Here is a 26,980-nt window from a genome sequence, read left to right as displayed (position 1 = left end):
TACTGTTCGATTATTTATTGAACTTTTGGTCTGTTTTATGCACTAATAGTTAAGGCAGAGGCATATTTTTCTGTATAAATGATCAGGAGATATGCCAGATGATTTCACCTATAGTAGTTTGTCTATAAAAACAACAACGATAGTTTATCAAGTCAAGTTACTGATAAAATTTAATGTAGAGAGCATAAACAATGAGTAGATTAATTGTTTTGTTACTACTTTGCGGTCTAAGCACCGGTGTATTTGCGAAGGATATCGCGCAGTTTAAGCAACAAGAGTTGATCGCCAAACTGTTAAGCCAACAAGTTAAACAGCAAATTTCAATTAAAAATAGTGTTAGTTCCATTCTGACCCGATACCCTGAACAAGTGGATTTGGTGTTAAAAGTGGCACTTAACTTATATCCAGAGCAATATAAAGCGATCATGATCGGTGCTATTCAAGCCGAACCCGTCTTAGCTTGTGATGTTATTTCAACAGTACTTGCTGAAAAAGTTGCTGATCCTGCAGAAGTTATTGCCATTGCGATTGAAACTGAGCCAGCCTATGCTCAGGAAATTGTCAATATTGCCATACAAAACGATCCTGCTAATATCGAGAATATTGTCAGAGTTGCTATCCAAACCGAGCCGGTAGTTTCACAAGCGGTACTTGATAACACTTTCACTCATTATCCAGACAGCTTTTTAGGTATTTTAACTGGCGCAATCAAAGCCGTGCCGGATAAAATCGCCAAATTCGTGATGGATACAATTAATTTATTTCCCGACAATGGCGAAGAGGTCGTGACTCAGGCAGTACATTCAAGCGAAGCTAAACATGACCAACTCATAGTTGATAGTGCAATAAAAGCAGGGCTCAATCAAAACTCAGCAATCGATGCGGCAATTGCTGGTGGAGCAAAGTTAGAAAAACTGACCAAGAATCATTAAAAAAAAGCCTGAAGTTTATGGCTTCAGGCTTTTTTTACAATGAATGTATTAAATTATTCTTGCTCTCGGGCAATTGCTCGATGTGCAATATCTGTTCGATATTCAACACCTTGCCAAGTAATTTGCCCTAATAATTCATAAGCTGCTTTTTGTGCTGATGTTACGCTTTCACCTAATGCTGTCGCACATAACACACGCCCGCCTGCCGTGACGATCTGTTCACCTTTCAATGCGGTACCAGCATGGAAGGTTTTACGATCTTCAGCCGTATTACTCTCTAACCCAGAAATTACATCGCCTTTCGGGTAGCTTCCAGGGTAACCTGCCGCCGCAAGTACAACCCCCACTGCAGCGCGCGAATCAAAGCTAATTTCTTTGTTATCAAGCTGTTGATGACACGCAGCTAAACACAATTCAACTAAGTCAGATTGTAAACGCATCATAATAGGCTGTGTTTCTGGATCACCAAAACGACAATTATATTCAATCACTTTTGGTGTGCCATCCGCGGCGATCATTAAACCGGCATATAAAAAGCCCGTGTATGGTGCATCTTCTTTTGCCATACCTTCAACCGTAGGCACAATCACTTCATTCATGATGCGATTATGAATTTCCGGTGTTACGACAGGTGCAGGAGAATATGCTCCCATGCCACCAGTATTTGGACCTTCATCGTTGTTATAAGCACGTTTATGATCTTGGCTAGTCGCAAACGGTAAGATGTTTTTACCATCGACCATTACGATAAAACTTGCTTCTTCACCTTCAAGGAATTCTTCAATCACCACGCGGTGGCCAGCATCACCAAAGGCATTTCCAGCAAGCATATCTTTAATTGCATCTTCTGCTTCTGCCAGAGTCATTGCGACAATAACCCCTTTACCTGCCGCCAGGCCATCCGCTTTGACAACAATGGGAGCACCTTGTTCTCTGACATAAGCAATTGCAGGTTCTATTTCAGTAAAATTCTGATAAGCGCCGGTGGGAATATGATGACGTGCTAAAAAATCTTTAGTGAACGACTTTGAACCTTCTAATTGAGCAGCTTTAGCTGATGGACCAAAAATATTGAGCCCTTCTTTTTGAAAAGCATCAACCACACCATCCACTAATGGTTGTTCAGGTCCAACGATAGTTAACGCTATGTCATTCGTTTTAGCAAAATCAACAAGTGCAGGTATGTTTCCCACCGCTATATCAACATTTTCTAATTTCGCCTCAGTGGCCGTTCCCGCGTTACCAGGTGCAACAAACACTTGCTCAACTTGTGTTGATTGCGCCGCTTTCCATGCCAATGCATGCTCACGACCACCACTACCAATGACTAATACCTTCATTTTTTAATTCCTAAAAAGTCGAAGTAAATAGCGCTAACTATCCACTATGTTTTATTTTACAAATTTTAACGTCATGCGATCGCTTTCGCCTATCGCTAAATATTTTGCTTTGTCTTGCTCACCCAAGGCTAAACTTGGCGGTAACGTCCAAACACCTTTAGGATGTGTCGCCGTATCTTTTGGATTTGCATTAATTTCACTCGTTGCCGCTAAGGTGAAACCAGCAGCTTGTGCATATTTTACCGCGAGAGCTTGAGGCACATAACCACTCTTTTGGTTTTCTTGCCAAGGTTGTGACGCTGGCATACGGTGTTCAACTACCCCTAATACACCACCTTTTTTTAACGCTTTATAAGCATCTTTGAATACTTGCGCCATGCCTGCTTCGCCCCAGTTATGTAGGTTACGAAACGTTAAGACTAAATCAGCAGTACCAGCAGGAGCTAAGTCACTGCCAGCTTTTGGATCAAAATCAGTTAGCTCAACCTCATTGAACACCATATCACTTGCTAGCTTTTTTTCTAAATTACGACGCGAACGAGTGTAATAGTTGTCTTCACCGGTGTCAGGATAATGAGCACCGTAAAGTTTGCCTGTTCCTTTTAATGCGGGAGCTAATATTTCAGTATACCAGCCACCACCAGGGGTAATTTCTACCACCGTCATATCAGGGCGAAAACCAAAAAAAGCTAAGGTCTCTGCGGGATGACGATATTGATCACGCGCCTTACTTTTTGCACTACGGTGCGCACCTGACATTGCTTTTTTAACTAACGCAAGCTCATGCGCTTTCGCGACTTGTGAAGTTTCATTGACTGGTGTAGCACTTGCGGTCATACCAATTGTTGCCGTTGAAGCAATAATTGCACTGATTAACTTATTTCTTATTGTTTTCATTACACTCTTCCATAAAATTGACACATTGTATTTATAACAGAATATAAGACCGAAAACAGAGGAAACAATATTCATTACCAAGAAAACAATTAAAAAAACGTCAGAAAATATTTCTAACGTTTAAACTCATTGCATCAACTGACCTTTCACGATGTGAAAGGTCAAGCCAAGTCACAGTAGTAATTAATGGCGGAAGTGACGCATCCCTGTGAACACCATAGCAATATTGTGTTCATCGGCCGCGGCAATCACTTCTTCATCACGCATTGAACCACCTGGTTGAATAACCGCAGTAATACCAGCTTCAGCTGCTGCATCTAAACCGTCACGGAATGGGAAAAATGCATCAGATGCCATTACTGAACCTTTCACTTCAAGGTTTTCATCGGCCGCTTTAATACCAGCAACCTTGGCAGAATATACACGGCTCATTTGTCCCGCACCCACGCCGATTGTCATGTTATTCTTCACATAAACAATGGCATTGGATTTGACAAATTTTGCCACTTTCCAACAAAACTTAAGATCACGCATTTCATCTTCAGTTGGTTGACGTTTAGTTACCACTTTTAAATCAGCATCAGCTACACGACCTTGATCTCTGTCTTGTACTAATAGGCCACCATTGACGCGTTTATAATCAACACCTGTAGTTTGAGTATCCCACTGACCACACTCGAGTAAACGTACATTTGGCTTAGCAGCAACAATTTGTGCCGCAGCATCTGAAATAAGTGGTGCAATGATCACTTCAACAAACTGACGAGAAACGATAGCTTCGGCAGTATCTGCATCTAATTCACGGTTAAAGGCGATAATACCGCCAAAAGCAGAAGTAGGATCGGTTTTAAAAGCACTTTCATATGCCGCTAAAATATTCTCAGCAATAGCCACACCACAAGGGTTGGCATGTTTAACAATCACACAAGCTGGCTCGTCGAATTCTTTCACGCACTCTAATGCTGCATCGGTATCAGCAATATTGTTATAAGATAATGCTTTACCTTGAAGTTGGCTGGCGGTTGAAACCGATGCTTCTTCTGGTTGAGCTTCCACATAAAAAGCAGCATCTTGGTGTGAATTCTCACCATAACGTAAATCTTGCTTTTTAATGAACTGACTATTGAAGGTACGTGGGAACTTGTTTTTTTCTTCAAAGCTTACCGTTTGATTGTTATCAGCATGCGCCGATAACATTTTGCCAAAGTAGTTGGCGATCATGCCGTCGTAAGCAGCTGTGTGCTCGTAAGCCGCAATCGCTAAATCGAAACGCGTGTTATAAGTTAATGAATCACCATTATTATTCATTTCTTCTAATACACGATCATAATCACAAGCATTGACAATAATAGTGACGTCTTTATGGTTTTTTGCCGCCGCACGCACCATAGTAGGTCCGCCGATGTCGATATTTTCAATAGCATCTTCTAACGTGCAATCATCGTTAGCAACGGTATTAGCAAATGGATATAAATTCACAACGACCATATCAATAGCATCAATGTTGTTTTCTGCCATCACTGATTCATCAGTACCACGACGCGCTAAAATTCCACCGTGAATTTTTGGATGAAGTGTTTTAACACGACCATCCATAATTTCAGGATGACCCGTATGATCAGAGACTTCTGTCACCTGAATGCCGTTATCAGCTAATAATTTAGCCGTACCACCTGTTGATAAAATATCAACGCCTTTTTGCGCAAGATTGCGAGCAAAATCTACAATACCAGTTTTGTCAGATACACTTAACAGTGCACGTTTGATCGGGCGTGGAGTATCCATTGCTTTATCAGTTACCTTTAAATTTAAAATAATGTCTGGCCTTTGACATATGTCCTTGGCTGATAATACGCCGCGTAACTTAGGGTATTATCTTGTCCTGATTATTTGTAGAGATAATTAAAAGTTTTTATCGCTACAAACATATTCAATCTATCATAAGTAAAAAAGCACCCTAAGGTGCTTTTTCAGTGCAGGCTAACCTGCGTCATTTTAGTTCATACCGTATTTTTTAAGCTTCTTGCGTAAAGTACCACGGTTAATGCCTAATAAATTAGCGGCACGTGTTTGATTACCGCGGGTATACTTCATCACCTCTTCTAACATTGGCGCTTCGATTTCAGATAGGACAAGGTCGTACATATCGTCAACATCGTTACCATTTAATTGAGATAAATAATTGCTAATAGCAATCTTTGCTTGGCTGCGTAAAGGAGATGCCTCAGTTTGAGTTTGCATGTTACCTGTAACGAATGGAGATGAAATATTTTGTTCAAACATAAAGTTCAGACTCTTTCTTAAATTAAATTATCAAAATATCTAGTCAATGCTTCGAGCTGTTGTTGTTCAGACTCTAACGCATTAAAAATAGAACGAAACTGTTTTTCTGGGTCTAGCGTTTGCAAGTACCAAGAAACGTGCTTTCGGGCAAATCGAACACCCATAAAGTCACCATAAAATTTGTGTAACTCTTGTACATGCCCAATTAAAATTGAGCGGATCTCTTCCATTGAGGGTGACGCTAACTGTTGGCCGGTTTTCAAATAATGATTTATTTCCCTAAAAAACCATGGACGCCCTTGAGCCCCCCTACCAACCATAATGGCATCAGCTCCTGTGTAATTAAGCACTTGTGATGCTTTTTCTACGCTGGTGATATCACCATTAGCGACAACAGGAATAGAAACAGCCTGCTTAATTGCTTTGATCGTGTCATATTCAGCATCCCCTTTGTAAAAGTCGCTGCGAGTACGACCGTGAACAACAAGGGACTGTATGCCATTAATTTCTGCAATTTTTGCTATTTCAATACCATTTCGCGAGTTTTCGCACCATCCTGTACGAATTTTCAATGTTACTGGTACATCAACCTTATTAACCACAGCTTGAATTATCTGTTCAACTAAGGCTGGCTCTTTCAATAACGCTGAACCCGCTAATTTTTTATTTACCTTTTTTGCTGGGCAACCCATATTGATATCGATAATTTGTGCACCATTATCAACATTTATCTGGGCGGCAAAGGCTAACTCTTGTGGATCAGACCCTGCTATTTGCACTGAGCGAATACCAGCATCTTCACTATGCACTAAACGGCGTTTAGATTTATTAGTATTCCATACCTTAGGGTTGGCAGATACCATTTCTGATACCGCTAATCCAGCCCCCATCTGGCAACATAATTGCCTAAATGGTTGGTCGGTAATTCCGGCCATTGGGGCAAGCATAGTATTACTTGCTAACGTATAAGAACCTATCTTCACACTGTTGCTTTTTTGAGCTACCTTTCAAAAGGGCGCTAAGTTTACGCGTTTTTTGGGCGATTGAAAAGCATATAAATTGTACAAATGCGGCTTTTTTTCAATATTTTTTTATTGACATTTTGCAAACTATTGATGCGTGCAGATTTTGTACAATTTAGTCTCAAAGTCTGCACAATTTTTAAGTTATTTTTTCTGGCCTGAAAGACGCACCCATTCCTCTTGCACCATGATCGGATCCATATGACACCATTGCCCATATAAGTTTTGTAACTCTTGCGCTTGCACCTCAAGTACCCCTGATAACGCAAGTAATCCATGCTCACCAACAAATGACATAATGGTAGGTGCTAATTCTTTTAATGGGCCAGCCAGAATATTTGCAACCACCACATCAGCCGTTAACGTAGGTTGATCTTTGGGTAAGTACAATTCTAATCTGTCTTCGACACCATTTCGCTTGGCATTTTCCTGACTGGCTTGTAGTGCTTGAGGGTCGATATCAATCCCGATAACTTTTTCTGCCCCCAGTTTTAATGCCGCTAATGATAAAATCCCCGAGCCACAACCAAAATCGACAAGGGTTTTACCGGTTAAATCTAAGCCATCAAGCCATGTAAGGCACAATGCCGTAGTTGGGTGTGTACCTGTACCAAAGGCTAAACCAGGATCTAACATCACGTTGACAGCTTCAGGCTCAGGTACTTCACGCCAACTTGGACAGATCCACAAACGTTTGCCAAATTTCATCGGATGGAAATTGTCCATCCACTCTCGCTCCCAATCTTTATCTTCAAGCTGCTCAAGTTTATAGCACATTTGCTCGCCATCAGGATGGATACTTTTAAGATAAGTTAACACTTTATCCATATCATGCGAGGCATCATAAAGCCCCATCACAATGGTGTTTGACCAATAGGTCACTTCATCGCCCGGTAAAGGTTCATAAATTGGCGTATCTTTCGCGTCAATAAAGGTTACGGCTTGTGCGCCACAAGCGCTTAACCAATCACTGTATTTCTCAGCCGTTTCTTCATCTGCGCTCAATCTTAATTGTATCCAAGGCATTTTTTGTCTCTATCGCTATACTTTAGTGGTAGTTTACCTTGTTCATCAACAAAACTCATTGCAATTTCATGGTTAACACAACAAACTGAATCATCGAAACGAGCAAGAGGGAAAAAAATGCTGAACCTAAGTCGTCAATTGTTCTCGCTATTTATTTTTGTTTGCTTATCCTTTTATGCACATAGCCAACAAGTCATATTTTTCACTGAAGATCTACCGCCATTACAAATAGCAAACGATGAGCAGCACAACACTTCTGGCGCATTAGTTGAACTGATGGAACTTGTCATTAAAGAAAGTCAGATTAATGGCAAAATTCAATTTTATCCATGGGCAAGAAGCTACGGTTTATCACTAGAACAACCCAATACTTTTATATTTTCAATGTTAAGAAGTGAAGAACGCGAACAAAAATTTATCTGGATCGATAAGTTATATACCATTCGCTCTTATTTCGCCGCGTTAAAAACACGAAAAGATATTGCCATTAATTCTATTGATGATGCTAAACAGTATTCGGTAGGCTCAATCCGCCATGATTTAGCGGAGGACTATTTATTGCAAAAAGGCTTTACCCTTAACAAAAATTTATACCTCAGTAGTAAATATTCCATTTTATGGGAAGCCTTATATAGTGGCCGAGTCGACATTGCCTTTACCAACAGCGTAATATGGAAACATGAAATAATAAAAACAGGATTAGATGCTTCAATGTTATCATTAATATTTGATATTCCTGACTTTGCTTCCGATATGTACTTAGCAGCGAACTTACACACTGACCCTGAATTAATAAAAAAAGTGAAAAACAGCTTAACATCAATAAAAGCTGATGGACGTTATGATAAGCTGTTGGAAAAATGGCATTTAAAATAACAAATAAACGACAACGTTATGAATTATTTCCCAATCTTCCTTACTGGCAGCAAACTTAACACCTTAATTATTGGTGGTGGGGATGTCGCTGCACGAAAAATTGAATTGTTATTAAAAACCACCACCAAGATCACTGTGATGTGTGAACAGGTGTCTGAAAGTGTTGAACGCCTGATAGACAGCCACGGGCTCCACCGCTTAGCCCATAACTACCAGCCTGGTTTATTAGCACCCTATAACTTAGTGATAGCGGCCACCGATGATGAACAAGTAAACAAAGCTATTTATCATGAGGCTGATGATCTTAACATTCTGATCAACGTGGTAGACCAACCTGAATTATGCAGCTATATCACACCAGCTATTATCGATCGTTCTCCGATGATCATTGCCATGTCGAGTTCTGGCAGCGCCCCCATTCTATTAAGAATGCTGCGCGAACAAGTTGAAAAAATTCTGCCTGATGGCTATGGCAAATTAGCCGAATTCTCCTTCAAATTTCGTGATCATGTTAAAGCCCGTATTAAAGGGATCAGAAATAGACGGATTTTCTGGGAGAACACTCTGCGAGGTACTATTGGCAATGCCATTTTACAAGATAACACCCAACAAGCAGAGCAACAGTTAATTGCCAGCTTAAAAGAAGAAACACCGCCGCCGCTCGGAGAAATAACCTTTATACATACGTTAGATGGCGATCCTGATAAGTTAACCCTAGCCGCGCATCGAGAAATGCAATTTGCCGATGCGGTTTTTTATGACGAACTTGTCAATGAAAACCTCATTGAATATGTCAGAAGAGACGCTGATAAATTCCCTCAATCGGTTCCTTCGACTATGTTAATAAACTTTCAACACGCACTAGAATTAGCCGAGGCAGGCAACAAAATTATTTACCTTCTCTCGGGGCATCAACCATTACCTCACAACTCAGCGCTATCTCTTAGCCAAATAAATGTACAAGAGTTTGTTAGCGGCGCATAAAAAAAGCGAGGTGATACCTCGCTTTCTCAATACTTAGTTAATCTTAAAAGCTATATTTATAACCTAAGGTGACACTTCTTGGCTTACCCACCATGATTGAGCCATGAGTTCTGGTTGAGATATATTCTTCATCAAGTAAATTATCGACATTTAATGTGATTTCTTGATTGTCAGCAATATTATAATGTGCAGCTAAATCAACCACAGTACGGCTATCGATAGCTTGGGATGAAATAATGCTGCCTTGCCCCGCAGTTGTTCGCATTTCATCCATGTAGCGCACAAGTAAATCACTGCGCCAGTTTTCGCCAACCATGCCAACAGTAAATTGCAACTGATTTTGCGGCACATAAGGTAATTCATCACCTTTTACCACACTACCCCAAGTATCAAGTTTTGAAGAAAAACTATTTAAAAACTCAGTTTCTGTAAAGGTATAAGTCAAATTAACAGGTACAAGCAAGTTACTTACAGCAAATTCATAGCCTGTTTTTACTTCTAAACCAGATACTTCTACTTCACCCGCATTATATTGATTACCTATGTTGTCATCTTCACAACCTTGACTTGCCGTACAGTTACCATGCATATTCTCATAATCTGAATAGAAGAATAAGGCTTCACTGTTGAAGGCTGCACGATTAAAACGCAAACCTAATTCATAGTTAACGCTTTCTTCGTTATCACTGTCTTCATTACCTGGTGCTGGCGGCGCAAAGCCTTTTTGCACACCACCTAAAATAATCAGCTCATCATTGACGCGGTAAGTTAACGCAAGTGAAGGAAGTAAGACATCAACACTATTCTTTTTATGTGTAGGATCATTATCGCGAGCACTATCTGATTTACCCCAGTCATGTCGCTCTATTGTCATATCTTCATAGCGAAGACCAGCATTAATAATAAACTCTCCGATGGTGTATTCGTCATGAACAAATACCGCAAGCGCTTCCGCACTGTCGATACGATTTGAGTCAGAACCAGGCACGCCTGCACTTGTTTGGCTCATTTGATAAGTTGAATCAAGCGCATATTTATCTACCCACTGAAAACGATCCATCTCATCTTTATGTAAACGAACACCGAACTTCACTTGATGATCATTTAAGTCTGCATCCAATGTTGTTTGTAGGCCTTTTGATAAGTAATTACGGTTATTGGCTTTGATATCCACTGAGATTTCATCAAAAGGCAATGCCCCTTCATCAAACGCTGCGGCGTTTTCAATGCCACCTTTGCTTAAGCTATCACCATTGACTTTACTCGTTTTATACCAGTTACGGCTAAAATCGTTGTAATATAAAGAGGTACCTAAAGTGAAGCGCTCAGATAATTGAATATGATGGTTAATTTGTGCTTGTTTATGCTCTGTTGCCATATTATCTAACTGCGATGCAGAATAGCGCGTATACGGAGCAGCTTTAAAATCTGCTTGAGTTAATCCCATGTAGGTTTCATCAGAATCTTCATCAGAAAACTTCAACTTAAATTCAAGCTCCTGATAATATTTTGCACTATTATCACTGTGCACTAGCACTTTTGCTAAAACATCATTTTTCACAAACCCTGTTTCGCGATCACTATGGTTAATATCTTTAAAGCCATCGGCTTGATAACGAAACACTTCAAAAACAGATGAAACATTATCCCCAGAGCCACCTACATACGCATGAGCTTTGGCATAACCATCTTGACCAACATTAACATTGACTTGACCTGCTAATGATTGTTCAGGAATTTGACGAGATAGTAGGTTGACCACACCACCGGTAGTACGTGGACCAAACATTGCACTTGATGTGCCTTTTAACACTTCAATCTGCTGCATACGACCAGCAGTAGGGAAATAATAAGCTGACGGTGCAGCATATGGCGCTGGAGCTGCTAAAACCCCATCTTCCATAATAGTCACTTTTTCACTACGGTTTTGCCCAGTGCCACGCATACCAATATTAGGGCGAAGTCCATAACCATCTTCTTCTAATACATAAACACCAGGTACCGAAGTTAAGGTGCGCATAATATCGGTAAAGTCGAATTTTTCTAACTCATCCTGAGAAATCAAATGAGCACTTCCTGGCACATCATTAACAACGCCATCAGAACCAAAAATGGTCAGATGTTCCATATCATCATTATCGTTTGCATAAGCAATAGAGCTCATTGCACTTAACACCGCAATTGATAACAACGCTGGTTTGAAAGAAGATAAAACGTTCATAGAAAACCTTAATTAAATACTACTGAAATAGAATTGGTGCTATTAAAACACACAACCAAATAAGAATCGTTATTATTTATATTTAAAATACATTTCTTTTGATCATGATCACAAAAATTCAATTGTTGCTTTCAAAAATATTTAAAGTAGATGCCATCAGTAGCAAGCAGATAAAGTTAAATATGTTATTTTTAGCAAGAAACGGCTTGCGCTGATTACTTATTGGTTAAAACAAGCGCACCTTTAATACGCCGCCATGCATGCTTAAAAGGAGCTATATAAATATTGAGCAATTTATCGTGTTCTGCCGTTTGCTCACCGATACCAAATGATAGTTTTTTGACTTGCGAAGCCAAGGTAAAACAGCCTGCCACTCTATCCCAGATAGCTAAGGCGGAGCCGAAATTTGAATGACATAGTTTTGGGTTATCACTGTGGTGGATTTGATGTTGTGCTGGACTGATAAACCAATGCTCTATTTTATCACCCCATGATAGCCAAATGTGGCTATGACGTAAGTTAGATCCCATAATGTTAAAAGCAAAGACAAACATGTTAGCGCCAACAATATCGATCATTTTCAACGTTGGCCCTAAAAAGTAGTAACAAACACCCACCACAAATCCTTGAGTAAGTGCCATGCGACATGCATACAAATAACTTTCGACAGGATGAGAGCGGTAGATGGTAAATGGCGTTAATACTCGCGCTGAGTGATGCACTTTGTGGAATTCCCACAATATTGGGATACGGTGTAAGAGATAGTGAAGATAAAAACGGGTAAAATCATCGACAAGAAATAGTACAAGCGTAAAAACGATCATTACGGAGCTAGCTGATAATTGCAGATGTTCTATTGTACCAAATAAATTCTCCATACTATTTGTCACCCAAAGAGCAATGGGTGCCATCGTGAGAATGATTAACGGAAACAATGCCGCCTTTAACAGTTTATTGACGATAAATAGGAAGTAGTCATTACGTGCAGATTGCGACAAATAGATGCTTTTCGGAAATAAAAAAGAGAGAAAACCAACGACTGACGCCTGTTTCTCTTGTTGCTTCAATTGCAGCAGAAATATTGGTACCGCCAGCATTACTGCCGACAACAAATACCCCCAATAAATTCTCTTATTTGCATCAAACAAGTACATAGAGAGCTCTTGTACATTAGCAAATAAAAAATCGATCACATCACTACCTTCAATTATTTTGAACTGCTTGTTGCCATTATATCGCTAGATAAAGAGGAGTCATTTGAGCTACTCCTCAATACAAAGCTACCTGTCATTTAGAAGCTATATTGATAACCGATAAACACCTGTTGTGGCTTACTAGGTCTTGCTCCATAAGGACGTCGACTGATGATCTCTTGCTCATCTAACACATTATCTATTTTTAAATAAACGTTGCCCATATCGCCCAATTCATAACTTGCCGAAAAGTCTAATACGGTATGAGCTTGCGTCTTAACCCCTGCCAACAACACGCCATCACCAGAGGCTTCCAGCATATCATCAACATATCGAGCAATGAAATTAACCTGCCAGTTATTGGCGACTAAGCCAGCGTTAACCGTCAGTTGATGTTCCGGTTGATAAGGTAAAGTGTCACCCTCTTCTATACTTCCCCACATAGGAAAGTCTGAAGCAAAGCTGGCATCAAATTCGGATTCTGTCAGGGTGTAGGTAAGTGAAAGCGGCATATCAACAATACGGCTTACGGCAAAAGTATGAGCCATAGTAAGTTCTAATCCATACACTGTCGCTGCACCACTGTTAAATTCCGCATCTAAATTATCACCACAACTTGCAGCGGCAGAAAATGAACAGCTTTCTTTGAGGTTATTGATATCATTATAAAAAACCACAGCCTCCGCTTGGCTACCGTTATTTTTATAACGCGCACCTAATTCATAATTAACACTCTTTTCTACCGATACAGACGGATGCTCTTTTGGACTAGTCGGTATAAACCCTTCATGTACACCAAAAAATAGTCCAGAGAGCTCTGATAATTTATAAAACGCACTAAAACTGGGCAACCAAATATCGGTTTGCTTTTTCAACCAATCATCTGCTTTACCTTCAGCCTGATTCTGATATAGCGACTCAAACAGCTCGCCACGCAAACCAAAAGTCATTTCAAGATCATGCCAAAAAATTCGATCTTTAATAAAAATCGACACAGCATCAGTTTCTTCTAAATTCGTCGTAGTCGCTACCGTTGCACTACCATCTGAGACTAATTGCGCACTTTGCATCAAAAATGCATCTTCGGTATGACGACGTTTAATTTGATCCTGATGAAACCTAAAACCGGCATTAAATTCATGCATCAATCCCGCAACTTCAATATCCAAATAAAGCTCCGATTGAATGCCTTGAGAATAATATTCACGAGCATTATCACCTAGCATGATTTTTTCGTATTCTTTTCCAGTATTACGCTCACCAGTTAACAGTTGATAAAAGCTAGCATTGATTTCATCCGTTGGATTAAACAAAATTTCTTGCAAGTCACGATGCACCAAGCCATTTTTAAAACCATTAATTTTAAACCAAGAACGTTCAAAATCGTTACGATATAACCGTGTGGTAATATCGAATGCATCATTACCAATAAAGTGTGTCAGTTGTATTTGTTGGTGTTGCCAGTCCATTTTATCCAGCTGACTGGCGACATAACGACGATTAGCACTGTGTTTAAAATCATCGTCGGTTAATCCTAAATAGGTTTCATCCGAGATTTCATCCGCGTAAGAAAGTTTTAATTCAAAAATTTGGCTATAGTCGTTAGTAGATAAGTCATAATTGAACTTCGCCATGATGTCGTTTTTATCAAAGCCGGTATCACCACCGCCATCGAGCACTTTAAAGCCATCCGATTGAATATGAGTACCTTCGAGTAAATAACCAAAATTGCCATTCGTGTTGCCATAATAGCCTTTAGTTTTCACATAACCGTCGGTGCCAAGCGAAAGATCAATCATTCCTTCACTACCATCGGGTATATGACGAGTGGTCATATTTAATGCCCCTGCAACAGTATTGGGCCCATACTTGACGGCCGCTGGCCCCTTAAACACTTCTAAAGCCGTCATTTTACTCATCATGGGAAAATAATAGGCGGCTGGAGCAGAATAAGGCGCAGGACCAATTAATACACCATCTTCCATAACCGTTATTTTCTTACTACGTTCAGGCGTTGCACCACGAAAGCCAATATTAGGACGTAAACCAAAACCATCTTCTTCACGAATATTAACCCCTGGCACACTGTATAATACTCGGTTAATATCATCGAACTTAAATTTTTCTAATTCCGCTTCACCAATTAAGGTTGCTGAACCTGATTCTGTACGTAACTTTTCATCATGACCTATGATCTGAATACGTTCTAAATAGTCTTTTTCTATATCAAGATCCTTGGCGCTATCATCAGCATTTACATTGAAGCCAACAGATAATACGGCAAGTGCTATTGCGCACTTTTTAAAAGTCGATGGTGCCATCATTAATCATTATCTCCTGCTGAGGTTTTCGGTAATTCAAGGGCAAGGTTATTGATGAAATCCGTTTTTAGTTTATCCGTTATTGCTTTGATATCAGTGTGGGTTTGTACCACTTGCTCACGGTTTTCAATTAAGGTAGTAGATAAACTTTGTTGATACGCTTGGGCACCACTGATAGCTGTTTGCACATCACTGGTCATGTCATCAGCAACCTCACTGGCATCATTGTTGATAAGAAAATCAACAAAACCTGTGCCATTGTCCCCCGTTAACAGGCGATCAAAGCCAATTAAATTATTAATAATGTGTGAAATGGATTGTTGCGCATATCTTGACTCAACCGCTTCGACACAGGCACCGGTTCCACATTCATTAACTAACAAGCCCAAAGGTTCAGCCAATTTACCGTCTTTGGTTGATTTGTCGAGGTAGAACATCGCATCACTTATCCGATTTACCGCTTCATGTTCACTATTAAAAACACTATTGGCGCTACCAGCTGTTTTTAATTGCTCCGCATAGCCTCCAACATTACTCCAAGCGAAGACTAAATCATTAGCATTATTATGAATATCTAGTGCGACTTCCACAGCAAACTGACAGCGCGCAATTTTACGATAACTCTCAGATTGATTATGCCAGCCATCAGGACCTGCCGATTCACAACTCGTTGCGAGATCATCATTAAATAAGAGATATTCTAACGCCGCTAAACCTTTTCGAGATGATGTTCGTTTGGTGATGTCATAGGGAGAGCCGTTCACCTCTCCCGTTTGGAAAAACATTACGTCGTAATCAACCGCACAGGAATTTACAATCGGCCAAGAATAAATGTTATTACGAAGTAAGTTATCATTTTCAAGCAATGGACCTAATAACATGGTTTCGGCTTGTTGCCAGGTACTCATTGCTACTTTCCAGCCTTCACGGGCAGCATCTTTAGCCTGTGCAACCGCAGAAGCATCGCTTAAACCATCAGCAAAACTTTGTTCAGCCTGACAATAAGCATCAACTAGCTGTGTTTGTTCGTTAGATTCGTCAACAAAGCGATCAAATGTCGGGGATATGACATTATCTACCAAATTAGCAATTAATGCTTGCTCGTCAAAACCTGTTTCTATCGGCTGTTGATCAGCATAGCCTTCGCCAGATGAACTACTAGTGCTTTCACCACAGGCACTCACTAACAGGACTGTTGTTATGGCAATGGTGATTAAATGTTTTTGCTTAACGTTTTTTATCATGATGACCTTTTTACTCTTAAAAACAGCAAAGCTTGACTAGTCACAGTCAAGCTTTTTATTCATTGAACACTCATTCAATTGGGGCAAATGAACTTACCAATTTGCAACGTTTTCAGCATCAAAATCAAGCGCTTGTGCTAATATCTCTCTCGCACTAGCAAGTTGAGTCAAGTATTGCTCTACAGTTACTGAGTCTAACACTGGTGCTTCTCCAATATGTTGATGTAATTCAACAAACTGCTCAGCGGAAATAGGTGAGTAAGGGTTAAATTGTAAACCTAAAGCAAAACCTTTTAACTCAGACCAATGCTTAGCAGTAGTTGAATAACTGAAATCGTTGGTGTCTAACGCTGATAAGTCAGCAGTTAGTTCATTAATATAATGAACCGCTGTCGCAGCTACCGCTTTTTCCCATGCTTGAACAGCACTATCACGATAACCTTTCAATGCTTCCATTTGTTCAGCAGTAAGCGCATTACCTGCATTGTCATTGATCAAGGCACGTCCAGCAATTAATGCCGCCATCGCATCAGTAGTGTAGTCAGTCGGATTAGTATTTGATTTAGTACCGCGATCACGTTTAGCGGCATTGGTTGAATTACCAAAGTTATACTCAGCTAATAAATCAATCTCACCATCACCATTGCTGTCATGCTTACCATTCCAGTCTTCGCGTCCATCTTCGGTCGATTTCACTTTACCAGCGATTTCATTATCGTTGTATTCCATATAATCACGAGCTGCACCAAAATAACCAAAACCTTCATCAAATTGATGCTCTAGATTAGTGTACGGTTTGCCTGAAGCGGCGCCGGTATTGTCAGTTGTTAATCCTTTACCTTCGGTTTCATGACCAAAGTAATCATCGGTAGCTTGTGAATAAGCAACACTCATTAATAAGAACTTTTGGATTAGCTGTTTAAGATCGGTACCGTCAGTATTCAAATAAATTGCCGTGATATCATCACCGGTTGCAGATTGGCGAACCACACCATTTAAGTGTTGCTGTGCATTATCCGCTAGCTGCTCAAAGAACATGTCAATCAGGCTTTCAGGTGTGTAACTGCCTTGTGCGCCCCAACCAGCGAAATCACCATTGTTCCAATCTTTATGCTGGCCTTTGGTATCGTTACCTGCAATTTTACCCACCAAATTTTTATGGCTACCTGAAATATCAGCCATGTATTGTTGCTTAGTATTTGCATCAAAAGATTTTAATTCAAAGTTATCGTATTGCAGTTCAGTAGTGCGGAAAAATTTATTTAATCTATCTAAAACATCTTGCTTTGAGGTTAATGTGCCGTCGTCTAATTCGCCTTTTAAGGTGTTGCCAATATAATGATTTAATTCAGCGATTAGTACATGACGCGCAATTTGTCCTGAGTAAGAAACACTGGAACCATCAATAAACTTACTATCAAAGCTATAAGTATCTAGCACATCATTGACATTAACCGTGATTTCTTTGCTATAGGATAAACCACCATTATCAGTCACAGTAACATTGACCGTATGTGATACTGCTTGTTCAAAGTTTGCTTGGGTATCGGCCGCTAATACGAGCTGATCACCATCTACCACAAACATGTCACCATCCACCGTATAAGTGAAGGTGTCACCAGCATCAGCATCTGTTGCTGATAATGTCCCGACGACTGCTGCAACTGCATTTTCGTCAACACTGTCGTTACTGATTGTGATATCTGTTGGCGCAGAGTTTTTGACAACGTCTTCATTTTTATTACTAGAAGAACCACTACCGCCACACGCAGTTAAGGTAAATAATGTTGCTATTGTTGTTGCTAATAAGCTTTTGTTAAAAGTCATACCGATTCCAAGTGTAAAATCTATTGTTATTCATTTAATGGTGAGCATGCTACCATAAAAAAACACTAATGCAAATGCGAATAACTATTATTTAGAATAATATACCCATTTGTTGATTTAGAACAAAAATTGAAGGATAACAATTTGGTATAGACTGAAAAGTTCGATCTAACAGTATGATTTGACTATAAATAACGAAGAAAAACAGCGGTAGTCGATGAAATACAAGTGGTTTAGTTGTCAGAAATTATCGACCATTTGATAACTTGTCACATAACAAGAAGGGCAAAAAAATTTACCCTTCTTTCATTATCAGGTGCTTTTAAGGTAATAAATGATAGGTTTTTCTGAGCTGCTCAGCTCGCGTTTTAGACTTGAGTTCTGCAAATTCTCGTTGGTTTAATTTGCGCTTAGCCAGTGTGACTTCATTATTGAGTAATAATGCTTCAACATAATTTAAATAAATCTCTTCCTTCACCACTCCCGTTGACTGGTTAACGGCTTTGGTCAAATGCTGCAGCGCTTGGGAATACTCTTCTTTAGCCATATAAATTCTACCGGCCGTATCTAACACGTCGGGCATATTAGGGCGAATCGCTAGCGCTCGTTCAACATATTGTTGCGCCTTATCGATATCATTTCGTTGTAAGGAAAAATAGGCGAGATTATTTAACGCAATAAAATTTTTGTCATTGATGGTTAACGCATGTTGATAACTCTTAATTGCACCATCAATATCGGTGGCTAATTGCAATTGTGCAAATTGCATTAAACTTTCACCATCATTAGGGAAGTTGTCGACATGGGCTCTTAAAAAATCATCCGCCGCCTGCTGCTTTGACATACGGTTCAAACAAAGATAAACCAAACGCATATTGCGCGCAGATGGCTGTGCTTTGTAAGCAGTTTCTAAATTGGGTAGTGCCTTGGCATATTGTTTATCAGCCACTTGTAACTGCCCTAATATGCCCTTGGCAAAGGCAGAGTTTTTCGCTTGTTCAGGTAAAGCGGTAAAATTTGCTTTTGCTGATTTCATATCCCCTTTGATCAGCAAGAAATGCGTATAAAACAATCGCACTGCAATATTATTTTTATCTTTTTCGAGAAAACGCTGACTCAATGCTAATCCTTGCTCATACTCTCGCTGGCTGTTTAGCAAGATCAAATTACTGATCACCGCTTCTTTATTATTCGGTCGTTGCTCCAACCATTGTTGATTCAGCTTGGTCAGTTGCTCGAACTGTTTATTTCCGTAATAAGCCTGACTTAGCGTTTTCCAATATACTTGCGGAGCATTCTCTTGAGGAAAATTTGTCAATACTTCAATACTATCTTGGTATTGCTTTTCATGCAGGTACACTTTGGCTAATAACAGCCTCAATCCTTGGTGATCAGGTTGTTCATCAAAGCGCTGTTGAAGCAGTTGCATCGCTTGTTCTGCGCTATTATTTGCCACCGCCAAAAGGTAATATTTCACTAACGCCCCCATATGGTATGGTTGCTGCTTTAAGACAGTGTTCACATAATGCGTGGCGTTAGCATAGTCTTGCTCAGAGATAGCTAATTGAGCCAATGCAAGATAAGCATTCGCATCATCAGGAGCAAAGGTTATCGCACGTTGAAAAGTTTTTTTAGCAAGTGCTAACTTACCCTGATGAGCATAAACGCTCGCCTCTAAGGTGATCGCTTGGATATCTTGCTCATTTTCACTTTGCCACTGTTTGGCTAAAGCCAATGCTTTATCATATTTTTTGCTTGATAAGTAAGCCGTTGCTAACGTTTGACGAGTAAATGGTTGATCGGGTTTTTTATCAAGCGCTTGTTCTAATTTAGCGATACCGGAGACATCATTTAGCGACAATTTCAACAAACCTAGGCGCGTTAAATCTTCTGCCGTTTGAGCAGATAATTCATCTGATTTAGTAAGCATAGAGCGTGCTTTATCTATGTCGCCTTGGCGCATTAACGCTAAGCCAATGGTTGACACTAGTGCATTGTCTTTATCTGATAAACCATCGAGTGCAGCGATGGTGTCACCTGCTTGTTCAGTTAATCCTAGTCTCAGTTGGCTAACCGCTAACATACGTAACGCTTGGTGATCTTGGGGTAAATCTTGCGCTATCATAGATAAATACTGGTTGGCTTTTTCAAAATCATCCAACTGATAGGCCGAATAGCCTGCTAATAATCGTAATGCCGGATCATTTGGGTCAGCGATAATCGCTTTTTCGGTATATGTTAAGGCATTTTCAAGGTCTTTAGCTTTATAACGCACAATACCTTTTAATTGATTGAGCAAGCCATTATCCTCATTCACCGTTAACAAGGTATCAATTAACGGCTCAGCTTCTACTGTTCGATCTAATTCAACTAGTAGCCGAGCGGTAATAAAGCTCACTTCTAAATCATTTGGAAAATAAGAAACATAGGATAAATAAGTATCGGCAGCTGCTGCTAATTCTCCCGAACGAGCTAATAAAATCGCTTTTAATTTTAAGGCATCAGACTGATCCTCATGCGCAGCAATGATGCTATCCAATTGCTCAAGCGCTGCGTCTACTTGTTGATTCATCACCAATGAATAAACAAAAGCAAGCTGCTTAAATACTGAGTCTGTATCTAATAATTGAATTTCTTCGATCAGTGCGTTTACTTTTTCTTTTTGCTCCAAGCGAAACATGGCTTGTAACTTATAAAAAGCCACTTGAGCTGATTGCGCGAGTGATAAGCCTGTATCTTGATGATCTAAGTCGAGCAAGGCCACATCTGAACGAGATTTTTGATACGCTTGCGAGAGCAAAGGCAATACCTGGGCACTTGGGTACTTTAATGCTAATGCCTTATTTAACTCTTTCTCCGCACTTTCATAAGCGCCCTGGCTCAGATAAACCTGACCTAACAGAAAACGCGCTTGTGCCATATCAGGTGACTGTTTGATGGCATTTTTTAGCTCAATGACCGCCGCTTGATAGTCCTGATTTTCCATCAGTTGTTGAGCAGATTGAAGGTAACTTTCACTCGATTGCGGCGAACAAGCCCCTAATAATAACACCACACACAACAGAATAATTCGCTTCATAATATCCTTTTAACCTGTCACTATCATTTGTTTTAATTGATGTTACATCACTTTAACACAATTAAAGCATAGTGCTCATTTTAAGCGAATGCTAATTGCTGTAAACAGCTTGAAAGGCGTTGTTTAGCTATAATAAACTTTCGTTGGGATCGTTAAAATTTTACTACCAGCATTTTTAAGCCAGTAATAAATCAAGGTAAAAATAATCAGTACTACAGCCAATATGATCAGCGAACGCAGCGGTTGAACAGCAATGTTACCGAGCTGAAAACATGCACTGGCAACAAGATAGGCTAACGTAAAACTCCAAAGCGCGGCAAAGCCTGCCCATTTACTACCCACTTCATTCTTTATCGCTCCCATAGCTGCGGCACAGGGCGTATACAGCAGAATAAATAATAAATAACTAAAAGCACCTAACTGACCTGCAAATGCCACTTGCATGGTTGTTAATGTGGTCACTTCAACCGCTTGCTCTTGTGCGGCTACTTCAACACTTGAGACATCACCAATATCAGTACCTAAAGGATCATCAGGCGCAATGCCTAATAAATTTTCCCGAATACTATTCGTTGCTTGCTGCCATCTATCCAACAGTGTTACTTGTTCAACGTCCCCTTGTTCTTTTGGTGAATAAAGACTATTAAAGGTGGCGACTAACGCTTCTTTAGCAAAAATACCCGTGATAATGCCGACGCTTGCCTGCCAATTATCTTCTTTCACACCTATTGGTGCTAGCAACGGCGTCACTATCTGCGCTCCCTGACTTAAGATAGAAGAGTCGGTATCGTGATGACCAAATTCACCATCCATACCTAAAGAGTTTAAAAAGTTTAAACAACAAACTACTATCACTATAGTTTTACCCGCGCCAGTAATAAACGAATAAGTACGCCTAGAGACACGCTGTATCAAGTAAGACACTTTAGGCAGCTCATATAATGGCAATTCCATAATATTATATGAACTTTTGCCTTGCAGTACGGTTGCCTTTAATAACAGGCCGGTAAATATCGCCGCAAAAATACCTATCAGATACAATAAAAATACCAGATTTTGCCCTGATTCAGGGAAAAACGCCGCGGCAAATAAGGCATAAACAGGTAATCTGGCACCACAAGACATAAATGGTGACATCATCACAGTGGTTAAACGCTCACGTTCACTATCGAGAATTCGAGCGGACATGACCGCCGGTACCGTACAACCGAAACCAACTATCAAAGGCACAAATGCTTTACCCGGCAAGCCAATTTTTTGCATTAAACTATCCACAACAAAAGCCGCTCGCGCAAGATAACCACTGCTTTCCAATAATGATAAGCCAATAAATAAACTCACAATAATAGGAATGAAAGTCGCCACGGTTTGCATACCAATGCCAATACCTTCAATCAAAGTTAACAGCCATTGAGGCCAACCAAACTGACTAATAAATTGTGTCGGATAATCAACAAAAATTGCGCCTGCCAAAATATCAAAAAAGTCAATAAATGCGCCGCCAACATTGATGGCAAACATAAAGAGTAAATACATCATGCCAAGAAAGATTGGTAAGCCAAGTAACGGATGCAAAATAACACGATCTATTTTGTCACTGATCCGATTGACATCACTATCACTGATATTCGCTTTATCAAGCAGCTGGTGAATAAACTGATGGCGGGCATGCATAATAGCGGCAACATCGCCTGAACAACGGCATTGGTTTTCTTGGCTACTTTGTAACGTTTGTTCATATGCAAGTAATGACGATGCATTATCTGTCAATGTTTGTTGTAACTTGGCGGGTAGTGGTAGCTTTATCGGATACTGCGTATGCTGTTTTAACCCAGCAAGTGCTTGTTTGACTTGCTCTTTGGTCTGTTTATCAAAATTATTAACTTGTATAACTGGACACCCTAACTCTTGCGCTAAGTTATCCACATTCAACGTTTGAGCTTCTTTGCGATCTGCTTTAGTTAACACCACTAGCATAGGTATCGCCAGCTCTCTAAGTTGGGTTGTTAAATAAAGCTGACGTTTTACCTGAGTGGCATCTACAACATTAATAAGATAGTCAACCTGATGTTCTTGCAAAAAAGACTGGCTAATAGATAAATCTTTGCTCTGTTGCTCGCGTTTGGCTAACGAAGAAATTCCCGGCAAATCAGATAGTTGTACCTGTTCATTATCAAGTGACAGTGGCGCCTGCTTAATATCTACGGTAACACCGGTCCAATTGCCCGTTTTTTGCTTTTGTCCAGTTAAGGTATTAAAAAACGTTGTTTTTCCTGCATTAGCAAAGCCCACTAATGCGATTTGACTAGCTTGTTTCATTAAATGATTTGCACACCAACTTGCTTGGCAACGTCGCTAGGCACACAGACTTTTGTACCATGTAAATAAAAGGCTAACGGCCCATTAAAAGGCGCTTTGTGCGCTAAGGTGACCTCTGACGATAAAAAAAAGCCCTGTTCAATCAATTTAGTAGACAATTCAAGACTATCTGGTAAATAGTTTATCTTTGCTCGTTGCGCTTTCGCTAGCTGATGTAATGTCATACCAAACTCGCTAAGTGATAATGATTATCATTTATTCTACGATAGTTCTTTTAGTTGGGCAATACAAAACTGACAATTCATTGATTTATATCATGAGTAAACAGTGTTGCCGTTACAACATAATTTACCGTTATCATTGATAAACATCATAAAAATTTAACTGTGCTATAGTTAATGCATTGTCGTATTTTTGTTGTTGGCTATGCTAGGTAGGCATTCTCTTATTATTTTGTTGATCTTATTGTTTTTGCCTAGTGTAACTTGGGCAATAACTTCGCCAGTGTTTCTCCATATCGTTACCGAGCACTCTCCTCCTTACCAAGAACAAAAGAGAAATAGACCAGTTCAAGGATTAACCACCGAATTAGTGAAGGCCGTGTTAGCAGGAACACCTTATCATTACCAGATCAACATTTATCCTTGGTCACGCGCATTTATGATGGCAAAAGAGCGACCTAATACCTGTATCTATTTAATGTCTCGAAATGAACAACGAGAAAAACATTTTCAGTGGATTGCCCCTATTTTATCGGTCAATGACTACTTAATTGGTTTAGCTGATCGTGATGGTATTGCGCTAAATTCTCTTGAAGATGCAAAAAATTATAATGTTGCGGTGTTAAAAGATGACAGAACCTATTATATGTTGCTTGATCAAGGCTTCGAAGAGCACAAAAATCTTTATGTGATCAACAATACCTACTCTTTATTAAAACTTTTACTGACCAGAAAAAATATCGACTTTATCATTGCAGATACCATTAATGTTGAATATCGAGCAAAATACAACGGCATGGACCCAAATCTGTTCCGTGCTTACTATAAAATAACGGAAAACCCTGTCGATCTATATTTAGCTTGCAGCTTAACAACCCCAAAACCCATTATTGAAACATTGAAAAAAAGCTTAGCCACAATAAAACATAACGGCGTGTATGACCAAATAATGAATTACGTTAAATAAGTACTTACTTTTATTGCTCGTAATAAACAAAACCACGATTTATTCAAGCAAACCGTGTAAAATACTCCGAGTTCACTGGCCCAATATCATATTATTTTACATTAAACCTTCACTATGTCTGCATCCACACAAGTTCCACATTTCACGGCTTTTGAGCACAACGAGTACTTAGCACAATTACCTAAACAATTTACCTTTCCATTTTATTATCAGCCTCATCCCCTTGCCAAAAGGGCAGCTCAGGTATTACAGCAACATTTATCCAACCAGCAACCAGTAAGCACAAATGAACAAGGAAGAATGTACGGTGTATTAGTGGTTAAAAACGCTCAACAACAGCTTGGTTTTATTAGTGCTGTATCGGGCACTGAACTTGCCAAAAATGCTAACAATACAAACAACCTATTGGTACCACCAGTGTTTACTGGCTTTGAACCAAGCCATGAATTTTTTGAAAAACAACGCTTGGTTAATCAAATCAATGATGAAATAAGCCAGCTTCAAACCAGCTTAGTCTACCAACAACAAAAACAACTCTTAGTCAGTGAACAGTCAGCGGCACAGTTTCAAATAAGCCAGGCGCAAGCTGTCATGGCCAACAATAGACAATTACGCAAACAAGTACGCCAAAAGCTGGCTCCATTACTTGAGCCAATCAATGAGCAGGATAGCCCCTTCCAATTTGCACAAGCGACCAAACAAAGCATTGAACTTGCCCGTCAAAGTGTTGCCGATAAAAAGCAATTAGCGCAACTAAAAGCCTACTGGCAACAAAGAATTAATCAGGCAGAGCAATGCTTGAGCAAATATGAACACGCGATTAAACAGTTAAAAAAATCAAGACAGAAAATCTCCCACCGCTTACAAAAACAATTGTTTCGCCAATACCGTTTATTAAATGCCAAGGGCGAAGTGAAAAACGTAATGGATATCTTCCATGAATTCGCTCAAATAACGCCGCCAGCAGGAGCTGGAGATTGCGCGGCCCCCAAACTATTGCATTATGCCTATACTCATCAGTTAATACCTATTTGTATGGCCGAATTTTGGTGGGGCCAACCAGCGCAGTCAGAAGTAAGAAAACATTTACATTATTACCCCGCTTGTCAGGGCAAGTGTCAGGCTATTTTAAATCATATGTTAACTGGGCTTGAGGTTGAAGAAAATCCATTATTAATAAATCCGGCACAAGATAAGCAGCTAGAGATTATTTATCAAGATCAACACCTTGTCGTGGTCAATAAACCCGCAGGCATGCTCTCGGTACCTGGTAAGCATATTAAAGATTCAGCCTATACTCGGATAAAATCCATGTGCCCAAATGCCCAAGGCAGTTTAGTATTGCATCGTCTTGATATGGCGACTTCGGGCTTATTATTATTTTCATTGAATGAACGCGCGCATAAACACTTACAGCAGCAATTTATCAATAAAGACATTCGCAAACGCTATATTGCTGTAATTGAAGGTCAGTTATCACAACCAACGGGAGTGATCGCTTTACCCCTGATCACAGACATTAATGATCGCCCCCGACAAAAAGTGTGCTACCAACATGGCAAGCCTGCAGAGACCCGCTGGCAAGTGTTATCAAGCACAGAAAATACCACGCGTGTCCAATTAAACCCGGTCACCGGTAGAACACATCAGCTAAGGGTGCATTGCGCACATCCGCACGGCTTAAACAGCGCAATTGTCGGGGATGGCCTCTATGGTAAAAGTGCTGACAGATTACACCTGCACGCAGAGCAGCTGAGTTTTATGCACCCTGTAACAAAAAAACTCATGTCTTTTCAAGTTGCTGCCGAATTCTAGCCATTTGAAATATTACCTATTGTAAGCTCTGACAATTGACTTTGTTTACCTTTCACCCTAGGATAACTGCCAGGTTGCAGAGACGCCTATTCCGCTAAAGATGAATTCACTCTGATATCAACATATTAATCAGTTCAGTACGAACTAAGTAGGCTTTGCGGAGTGCCAAATTTACTTAGAGGTTATTGAATATGATCCTTATCAAACGACAGCTGGCAAACAGTCGCTTCCCAACACCCAAGCTAAAACATTGTGTTTATACAAAATCCACACAACTCACGTTATTGTTCGGTTGTATATTTGTACTCACTTATTTTAGCCCGAGTGTGACCACGCAAATTCATGCATCACTGTCATTCTCATTAGATAGTGCACATGTGCAGTTACAACTAGATATCAAACAGGGGTAACTG

20 protein-coding genes are annotated in these 26,980 nt (G+C 39.9%); 6 read left to right on the top strand and 14 right to left on the bottom strand.

Annotated elements, in window-relative coordinates; translation table 11 throughout:
• Positions 1–191 precede the first annotated feature (191 nt).
• Positions 192–932, top strand: a complete 741-nt coding sequence (locus IV514_RS15975; RefSeq protein ID WP_206486304.1) for a hypothetical protein — start codon at positions 192–194, stop codon at positions 930–932.
• A gap of 53 nt (positions 933–985) precedes the next feature.
• Here IV514_RS15975 and purD read toward each other — a convergent pair whose 3' ends face one another.
• The 6 genes from purD to prmA form a co-directional block, all read right to left on the bottom strand.
• Positions 986–2,272, bottom strand: coding sequence for a phosphoribosylamine--glycine ligase (gene purD / locus IV514_RS15970; RefSeq protein ID WP_206486303.1), 1,287 nt, complete (start codon positions 2,270–2,272; stop codon positions 986–988).
• A gap of 51 nt (positions 2,273–2,323) precedes the next feature.
• Positions 2,324–3,109: a class I SAM-dependent methyltransferase gene (locus tag IV514_RS15965; protein ID WP_206486327.1), complete on the bottom strand. Its 786-nt coding sequence runs from the start codon at positions 3,107–3,109 to the stop codon at positions 2,324–2,326.
• Between the two features lie 243 nt (positions 3,110–3,352).
• Complete coding sequence (purH, locus tag IV514_RS15960; protein ID WP_206486302.1) at positions 3,353–4,954, bottom strand: bifunctional phosphoribosylaminoimidazolecarboxamide formyltransferase/IMP cyclohydrolase; 1,602 nt, start codon at positions 4,952–4,954, stop codon at positions 3,353–3,355.
• 210 nt (positions 4,955–5,164) lie between these two features.
• Positions 5,165–5,452 (bottom strand): DNA-binding transcriptional regulator Fis, encoded by a 288-nt coding sequence (gene fis, locus IV514_RS15955; RefSeq protein WP_206486301.1) that lies wholly within the window; start codon positions 5,450–5,452, stop codon positions 5,165–5,167.
• Positions 5,453–5,469: 17 nt separating this feature from the next.
• Positions 5,470–6,435 carry a tRNA dihydrouridine synthase DusB gene (gene dusB, locus IV514_RS15950; protein WP_206486300.1) on the bottom strand — a complete coding sequence of 322 codons (966 nt, stop codon included), beginning with the start codon at positions 6,433–6,435 and terminating at the stop codon, positions 5,470–5,472.
• A 183-nt stretch (positions 6,436–6,618) separates the two neighbouring features.
• A complete protein-coding gene (gene prmA / locus IV514_RS15945; protein WP_206486299.1) occupies positions 6,619–7,500 on the bottom strand; it encodes a 50S ribosomal protein L11 methyltransferase in 882 nt (293 codons plus the stop codon).
• A 3-nt stretch (positions 7,501–7,503) separates the two neighbouring features.
• Here prmA and IV514_RS15940 point away from each other — a divergent pair, with 3 nt between their 5' ends.
• Both IV514_RS15940 and IV514_RS15935 read left to right on the top strand, forming a co-directional pair.
• A complete protein-coding gene (locus IV514_RS15940; protein ID WP_206486298.1) occupies positions 7,504–8,376 on the top strand; it encodes an ABC transporter substrate-binding protein in 873 nt (290 codons plus the stop codon).
• Between the two features lie 18 nt (positions 8,377–8,394).
• Positions 8,395–9,360, top strand: a complete 966-nt coding sequence (locus IV514_RS15935) for an NAD(P)-dependent oxidoreductase (protein ID WP_206486297.1) — start codon at positions 8,395–8,397, stop codon at positions 9,358–9,360.
• Between the two features lie 43 nt (positions 9,361–9,403).
• On the opposite strand, the gene IV514_RS15930 is transcribed toward IV514_RS15935, so the two are convergent.
• The 8 genes from IV514_RS15930 to IV514_RS15895 all read right to left on the bottom strand — a co-directional run bounded on the left by IV514_RS15930 (position 9,404) and on the right by IV514_RS15895 (position 23,788).
• The gene (locus tag IV514_RS15930) at positions 9,404–11,581 is read right to left on the bottom strand and encodes a TonB-dependent receptor (protein ID WP_206486296.1); all 2,178 of its coding nucleotides are present in this window, start codon (positions 11,579–11,581) and stop codon (positions 9,404–9,406) included.
• Between the two features lie 215 nt (positions 11,582–11,796).
• Positions 11,797–12,774 carry a sterol desaturase family protein gene (locus tag IV514_RS15925; RefSeq protein WP_206486295.1) on the bottom strand — a complete coding sequence of 326 codons (978 nt, stop codon included), beginning with the start codon at positions 12,772–12,774 and terminating at the stop codon, positions 11,797–11,799.
• Positions 12,775–12,872: 98 nt separating this feature from the next.
• Positions 12,873–15,098: a TonB-dependent receptor gene (locus IV514_RS15920; RefSeq protein WP_206486294.1), complete on the bottom strand. Its 2,226-nt coding sequence runs from the start codon at positions 15,096–15,098 to the stop codon at positions 12,873–12,875.
• On the bottom strand, positions 15,098–16,339 hold the full coding sequence (locus tag IV514_RS15915; RefSeq protein WP_206486293.1) for an imelysin family protein: 1,242 nt from the start codon (positions 16,337–16,339) through the stop codon (positions 15,098–15,100). The genes IV514_RS15920 and IV514_RS15915 overlap by 1 nt, the downstream gene beginning before the upstream one ends.
• A gap of 93 nt (positions 16,340–16,432) precedes the next feature.
• The gene (locus IV514_RS15910) at positions 16,433–18,166 is read right to left on the bottom strand and encodes a DUF4856 domain-containing protein (protein ID WP_206486292.1); all 1,734 of its coding nucleotides are present in this window, start codon (positions 18,164–18,166) and stop codon (positions 16,433–16,435) included.
• Between the two features lie 322 nt (positions 18,167–18,488).
• A complete protein-coding gene (gene prsT / locus IV514_RS15905) occupies positions 18,489–21,245 on the bottom strand; it encodes an XrtA/PEP-CTERM system TPR-repeat protein PrsT (protein ID WP_206486291.1) in 2,757 nt (918 codons plus the stop codon).
• A 123-nt stretch (positions 21,246–21,368) separates the two neighbouring features.
• Positions 21,369–23,564 carry a ferrous iron transport protein B gene (gene feoB / locus IV514_RS15900; protein ID WP_206486290.1) on the bottom strand — a complete coding sequence of 732 codons (2,196 nt, stop codon included), beginning with the start codon at positions 23,562–23,564 and terminating at the stop codon, positions 21,369–21,371.
• A complete protein-coding gene (locus IV514_RS15895) occupies positions 23,564–23,788 on the bottom strand; it encodes a FeoA family protein (protein ID WP_206486289.1) in 225 nt (74 codons plus the stop codon). Before IV514_RS15895 ends, feoB begins: the two co-directional genes overlap by 1 nt.
• Before the next feature lie 202 nt (positions 23,789–23,990).
• Between IV514_RS15895 and IV514_RS15890 the strand changes: the two genes are divergently transcribed.
• The 3 genes from IV514_RS15890 to IV514_RS15880 all read left to right on the top strand — a co-directional run bounded on the left by IV514_RS15890 (position 23,991) and on the right by IV514_RS15880 (position 26,977).
• Complete coding sequence (locus IV514_RS15890; RefSeq protein ID WP_206486288.1) at positions 23,991–24,752, top strand: transporter substrate-binding domain-containing protein; 762 nt, start codon at positions 23,991–23,993, stop codon at positions 24,750–24,752.
• A 114-nt stretch (positions 24,753–24,866) separates the two neighbouring features.
• Complete coding sequence (locus IV514_RS15885; protein WP_206486287.1) at positions 24,867–26,567, top strand: RluA family pseudouridine synthase; 1,701 nt, start codon at positions 24,867–24,869, stop codon at positions 26,565–26,567.
• Between the two features lie 191 nt (positions 26,568–26,758).
• Positions 26,759–26,977: a hypothetical protein gene (locus IV514_RS15880; protein WP_206486286.1), complete on the top strand. Its 219-nt coding sequence runs from the start codon at positions 26,759–26,761 to the stop codon at positions 26,975–26,977.
• Positions 26,978–26,980: the final 3 nt, after the last annotated feature.

This window comes from Thalassotalea sp. G2M2-11 (assembly GCF_017168195.1).
Lineage (GTDB): Bacteria > Pseudomonadota > Gammaproteobacteria > Enterobacterales > Alteromonadaceae > Thalassotalea_E.
Note: the sequence above shows the minus strand (reverse complement) of the source record. Positions and strands in the feature narration are given on the sequence as shown.